This window comes from Falsiroseomonas oryziterrae, from assembly GCF_021864505.1.
In the GTDB taxonomy this organism is placed as follows: Bacteria; Pseudomonadota; Alphaproteobacteria; order Acetobacterales; family Acetobacteraceae; genus Falsiroseomonas; species Falsiroseomonas oryziterrae.
Genome location: NZ_JAKJIB010000275.1, coordinates 1 through 5,793, shown reverse-complemented (window position 1 = coordinate 5,793; position 5,793 = coordinate 1). Strand labels below are relative to the sequence as shown.

Here is a 5,793-nt window from a genome sequence, read left to right as displayed (position 1 = left end):
TCGCCCGCGACGGCCGGGCGCCTGCCCCGGCGCGGCGCGGGGCGGGCGGTGGGGCTGGCGGCCATCGGCGCGCTCGCGGGGGGCTGACCGCAAGCAGGGCATGCCTCCGCTGCGCTGCGCGCATGTGGCTGCCTCGCCACAGTGTCTCGCGGAAGTCGCGAGCGCGGCATTCGGGCGGTGGACGGGGCCTGATCACGCGGCCAATAGTGAACTCGGGCCTGACTGCGCTCGGGGGGGATCTCCGGTCGCGGCACCTGTCGAGGGGGACAGGCGGGCCGGAGCATGCCGGGTGCCACCCGGTACAGGAGGAGGTAACAGAATGCGCAAGATTCTGCTGGGCACCAGTGCGGTGGTCGGCGCTGCGCTGATCAGCATGGGCGCCGCCCAGGCACAGCAAGCGCCGCAGGTCCGCGTCGGCGGCTTCATGTTCGGCATGTACAACTGGATCGACGACAACCTCGACTACGGCCGCTCGCTGGCCGGCACGCGTGCCGACGGCACGACGCGCCTGCAGCCGACGGGTGCCGGCTTCCAGGGCACGCAGCGCCGCAGCACGAACGACTTCCGCCATGAGCTGGAAGTCCAGGTCTTCGTCACCGGCAAGGCGGCGAACGGCATGTCCTACGGCGGCGTGATCGAGATCCAGAACGACGGCGTCGGCGGCGGCGGCGGCACGGCGCTCGACCTCGACGAGGCCTATGTGTTCGTCTCGACCCCGACGCTCGGCACGCTGCGCTTCGGTGAAGAGGACAGCGCGGCCAGCATCCTGCAGGTCCGCGTGCCGAGCATCACCGGCTTCGGCCCGGACGGCGACTGGGATGACGGCGCGGTCAACGCCACCGCCGTGACCGGCGGCGGTCCGTCCCTGCTGACCGGCATCAACGACGGCAACGACGCGACGAAGATCGTCTACCTGTCGCCGCAGTTCTTCGGCTTCGACTTCGGCCTGAGCTACAACCCGAACCAGGGCGAGGGCGAGCGCGTCTTCGTCGGCCGCTCGGTGGACAACATCTCGTCCATCCCGCTGCAGCCGCTGCAGCGCGATTACACGACGCTGACGAACGAGATCTCGGGCGCGATTCGCTACCGGGGCAGCTTCGGCAACATCGGCGTGGCCGCCGGCTTCGCCGCGATGCGCGCCGATGGCGCGCGCTGGGACGGCGTGACCAACACCCGCCTCTTCAACCGCGACGTCTCGGCCTACAGCGTCGGCCTCAACCTGACGGGCTATGGCTTCACGGTCGGCGGCGAGTACACCTGGGGCAACTACTCGGGCATCTCGGTCGGCCGCGGCTCGCTCGCGCGCAACGCCGACGGCTCGAACCGCGACGCGTCCAGCCACTGGATCCTCGGCGCCACCTACACGACCGGCGCCCTGGCGTTCGGTGCCTTCTACGGCATCGCGACGCAGGACAACGGCCCGGGCTTCGGCGACCGCGAGCAGACCGTGTGGGGCATCGGTGCCGCCTACACCCTGGCGCCGGGCCTGGAGCTGGTGGCGTCCTACAACCAGCTGCGTGACGACAACGTCGTCGTCAGCGGCGCGGCCTACAAGCGTGAGCTGGACGTCGTCCTCCTCGGCGCCCGCCTCGCCTTCTGAGCGCGGCGCTCCGCAGGGAGCGTGAAGGTCGGGGGCGGCAGGGCAACCTGCCGCCCCTTTCCGTTTCGGGGGTCCCGGCCCGGCGAAAGGCCTTTCGGCCGCCGGCGGTAAGCGATAAAGACCCGCCGAAGGCCCGCCTGGCGGGCATGTGCATCACACGGGCAGGAACGGCACGGATGATCGAGCGCAAGCGGGCGCCCCGCACCCGGGGGCTGCTGATCGGCGGCCTGGCCCTGGGCCTGCTGGCCGGCTGCAGCAGCCTGGGCGACAACCTCCGCACGCCCGGCCCCGAGGAATACAACACGGGCAGCCGGCGCGACGGCGTGCGCGGCCGCCTGGGCGGCAGCGACGGCCTCGTGATCTTCGGCACCGACCGGTCGCGCCAGCGCGATGCCGGGGTGTCCGACACCGGCGGCGGCATCGGCGTGAACGCTTTCCTCTGGCGCGCCACGCTCGACACGCTGTCCTTCATGCCGCTGTCCTCCGCCGATCCCTTCGGCGGCGTGGTCATCACCGACTGGTACTCGCCCCCCGGCAGCAGCGGCGAGCGCATTCGCGCCACCGCCTACATCATGGGCCGCCAGCTTCGCTCCGACGGGGTGCGGGTCGCGGTGTTCCGCCAGGAGATGGGGCGCAACGGCTGGGTGGACGTCCCGGTCTCGGCCGGGACCGCGGCCGAGCTCGAGGAGCAGGTGCTGCTGCGGGCGCGCGAGCTGCGCGCGCAATCCACCTCGGCGTCGCGCTAGCCTGGAAGGGGGCGCCCCCGGTGGGGGGCGCCGATCGGGGCGCCGGGGCACGGCAGGCCTGCGCCCCGGCGAATTCCGCTCACGGCCGTTCTGCTCTATGCGTGTGGCCGAATTCCAGGCCTGACAGCGCATCACGATGAACGACCAGCCGAACCGCGCCGCGCCCGCGCGCTACGACTTCGCCGCCGCCGAGCCGCGTTGGCAGGCGGCATGGAACAGCCGCGCCTGCTTCGCCGCCCCCGACGTGCCGCCGGAAGGTAGCCGGAAATACTACGTGCTGGAGATGTTCCCCTACCCGTCGGGGAAGATCCACATGGGGCACGTCCGCAACTACACGCTCGGCGACGTGGTGGCGCGCTACAAGCGGGCGCGCGGCCACCTCGTGATGCACCCGATGGGCTGGGACGCCTTCGGCCTGCCGGCCGAGAATGCGGCGCGGGAACGCGGCATCCATCCCGGCAAGTGGACCTACGACAACATCGCCAACATGCGCGCCGAGCTGCAGCGCATGGGCCTGTCGCTCGACTGGTCGCGCGAATTCGCCACCTGCGACGCCGCCTATTACGGCAAGCAGCAGAAGCTGTTCCTGGATTTCTGGAAGGCCGGGCTGGTCGAGCGGAAGGAGAGCTGGGTCAACTGGGACCCGGTGGACGGCACCGTGCTGGCGAACGAGCAGGTGATCGACGGCCGCGGCTGGCGATCGGGCGCGCTGGTCGAGAAGAAGAAGCTCAGCCAGTGGTTCCTGAGCATCACGAAATACGCGCCCGACCTGCTGGAGGCGCTGAACACGCTGGACCGCTGGCCGGAGCGCGTGAAGCTGATGCAGTCCAACTGGATCGGCCGCAGCGAAGGCGCGCGGGTGCGGTTCCGGCTGACCGACGCGGAGGCGGCGGGCGCGGAGGAGGTGGAAGTCTTCACCACGCGCCCCGACACCTTGTTCGGGATGAGCTTCCTTGCCGTGGCGGCGGAGCACCCGCTCGCCGCGGCCGCCGCTGCGCGCGATCCGAAGGCGGCCGAGTTCGTCGCGGAATGCCGGCGGATGGGCACGTCGGAGGTGGCGATCGAGCAGGCGGAGAAGCGCGGCTTCGACACGGGCTTCCGCGTCGCGCATCCCTTCCTGCCGGGCGTCAGCTTCCCGGTCTGGATCGCCAACTTCGTGCTGATGGAATACGGCACCGGCGCGATCTTCGGCTGCCCCGGCCATGACGAGCGCGACTACGAGTTCGCCACGAAGTTCGGCCTGCCGATCCTGCCCGTGGTGCTGCCGCCCGGCGCCGATGCCGCGACCTTCGCGCTCGACGGCGCCGCCTATAGCGGCGACGGCACGATCTTCAACTCGGACTTCCTGAACGGCCTCGAGGTGCCGGCCGCGAAGCGCCGCGTGATCGAGGAGCTGGAGAAGACCGGCCAGGGCGTGGGCGTGGTGAACTGGCGCCTCCGCGACTGGGGCATCAGCCGCCAGCGCTACTGGGGCTGCCCGATCCCGGTGATCCATTGCGACTCCTGCGGCGCCGTGCCGGTGCCGGCGGACCAGCTGCCCGTCGTGCTGCCGGAAGACGTGGATTTCTCGCGCCCCGGCAACCCGCTCGACCACCACCCGACCTGGAAGCACGTGGATTGCCCGTCCTGCGGCAAGCCGGCGCGCCGCGAGACCGACACCTGCGACACCTTCGTGGATTCGTCGTGGTATTTCGCGCGCTTCTGCAGCCCGCAGGCGGCGGAACCGGTGACGCGCGCGGCGGTCGATGCCTGGCTGCCGGTGGACCAGTATATCGGCGGCATCGAGCACGCGATCCTGCACCTGCTCTACAGCCGCTTCTTCACCCGCGCGATGAAGGCCTCCGGTCACCTGGAATGCGAGGAGCCCTTCGCCGGCCTCTTCACCCAGGGGATGGTGCAGCACGAGAGCTACAAGGGCGCCGACGGCCGCTGGCTGTATCCCGAGGAAGTCGAGATCACCGTCGCCGCCGACGGCACGCGCAGCGCGGTGGTGAAGGGCAGCACCGAGCCCGCGACGATCGGCCGCGTCGAGGCGATGTCGAAGTCGAAGCGCAACACCGTGGATCCGGGCGCGATCATCGCGAAGTTCGGCGCCGACACCGCGCGCTGGTTCATCCTCTCCGACAATCCGCCCGAGCGCGACATGGAGTGGACCGAGGCCGGCGTCGCCGGCGCCTTCCGCTTCACCCAGCGCGTCTGGCGCCTGACGCAGACGGCGCTCGATGCGCTGCCGCCCGCCGATGCGCCGATGCCGGAGGCGACGGGTGCCGCGCGCAAGCTTCGCCAGGCGACGCACCGCACCATCGCCGCGGTGACCGAGGCGCTGGAGGGCTTCGCCTTCAACGTCGCCGTCGCACGCATCCACGAATTCGCCAACGCGATCGGCGATGCGGAGCAGGATGCGGGCGCTGAGGGCATGGGAAGCGCGCGGCGCGAGGCGCTGGAGACGCTGGCGCGGCTCTCCGCGCCGATGATGCCGCACCTGGCGGAGGAGGTCTTCGCGGCGCTGCGCCCGGGCCATGCGTCGCTGGTGGCCGAGCTGCCCTGGCCGGAGGCCGATCCGGCGCTGCTGCAGGCGGAGACGGTGACGCTCGCGGTGCAGGTGCTCGGCAAGCTGCGCGCGACGATCGAGGTTGCGGTCGGCGAGAGCGAGGCGCGGATCTTCGAACTGGCGGAGGCCGAGGAGAACGTGCAGCGTGCGCTCGGCGGCAAGCCGATCAGGAAGCGCATCCATGTCCCGGGCCGGGTGGTCAACCTCGTTGTCTGACGCGGCGGCATCGCGGCGCGGGCTGCTGCGCGGCGCGGCGGCGACGCTCGCCCTCGGCACGGCAGGCTGCGGCTTCCGCCCGCTTTATGGCGAGGACGGCAACATCGCCGCCGGCGATCCCTCGGTGGCGGCGGAGCTCGCGGCGACGCGGGTGCCGGTGATTCCGGAGCGCTTCGGGCAATTGCTGCGGCGCGGCCTGCAGGACCGGCTGGGCAATGGGCGCGAGCCGGCGGCGCCGCGCTGGGAATTGCTGGTCGGGCCGAGCCTTGCGGGCGAATCCCTCGGTATCCTCGAGAGCGGCGACGCGACGCGCGCGCGCTTCATCGCGACCGCCAACTGGACGCTGCTGCGCCTCACGCCGCGCGAAACGGTGGCGAGCGGCTTCGAGCGCGCGGTCGATGCCTTCAACATCCAGCCCAACCAGTTCTTCGCCGCCGACACCAGCCGCGAGGCGACGCTGCGGCGCCTGGCGGATGCGTTGGCCGAGGAGGTGGTGACGCGCGTTGCGGTGCGGATGCGCGAGCTGCGCAGCGGCGCCGCGCCGCGCCTGATCGATCCGGTGCCGCAGCCGGCGCCGATGTCCGCACCGCCGGTGAGCGGCGCGGTGTCGCCCCGGCCGCTCGACATGCCGGGCGGCGGGCTCGAGGGCGGGATCGGCGGCGCCGGCGTCATCCGGTGAC

General features: G+C 71.7%; 4 protein-coding genes. All 4 read left to right on the top strand.

Going from position 1 to position 5,793, the window contains the following annotated elements; all coding sequences use genetic code 11:
• The first annotated feature begins 319 nt into the window (after positions 1-319).
• Positions 320-1,600: a porin gene (locus L2I40_RS17955; protein WP_237216565.1), complete on the top strand. Its 1,281-nt coding sequence runs from the start codon at positions 320-322 to the stop codon at positions 1,598-1,600.
• A 176-nt stretch (positions 1,601-1,776) separates the two neighbouring features.
• Positions 1,777-2,346 carry a DUF3576 domain-containing protein gene (locus L2I40_RS17950; RefSeq protein WP_237216564.1) on the top strand — a complete coding sequence of 190 codons (570 nt, stop codon included), beginning with the start codon at positions 1,777-1,779 and terminating at the stop codon, positions 2,344-2,346.
• Positions 2,347-2,482: 136 nt separating this feature from the next.
• Positions 2,483-5,113, top strand: coding sequence for a leucine--tRNA ligase (gene leuS / locus L2I40_RS17945; protein WP_237216563.1), 2,631 nt, complete (start codon positions 2,483-2,485; stop codon positions 5,111-5,113).
• Entirely contained in the window at positions 5,106-5,792 is a 687-nt protein-coding gene (gene lptE / locus L2I40_RS17940) for an LPS assembly lipoprotein LptE (RefSeq protein ID WP_237216562.1), read from the top strand. The genes leuS and lptE overlap by 8 nt, the downstream gene beginning before the upstream one ends.
• Position 5,793 lies beyond the last annotated feature (1 nt).

Excerpts from the sequence above, each read along its gene's own strand:
- L2I40_RS17955 (WP_237216565.1), top strand. The coding sequence starts at position 320 with ATGCGCAAGATTCTGCTGGGCACCAGTGCGGTGGTCGGCGCTGCGCTG.
- leuS (WP_237216563.1), top strand. The coding sequence starts at position 2,483 with ATGAACGACCAGCCGAACCGCGCCGCGCCCGCGCGCTACGACTTCGCC.
- L2I40_RS17950 (WP_237216564.1), top strand. The coding sequence starts at position 1,777 with ATGATCGAGCGCAAGCGGGCGCCCCGCACCCGGGGGCTGCTGATCGGC.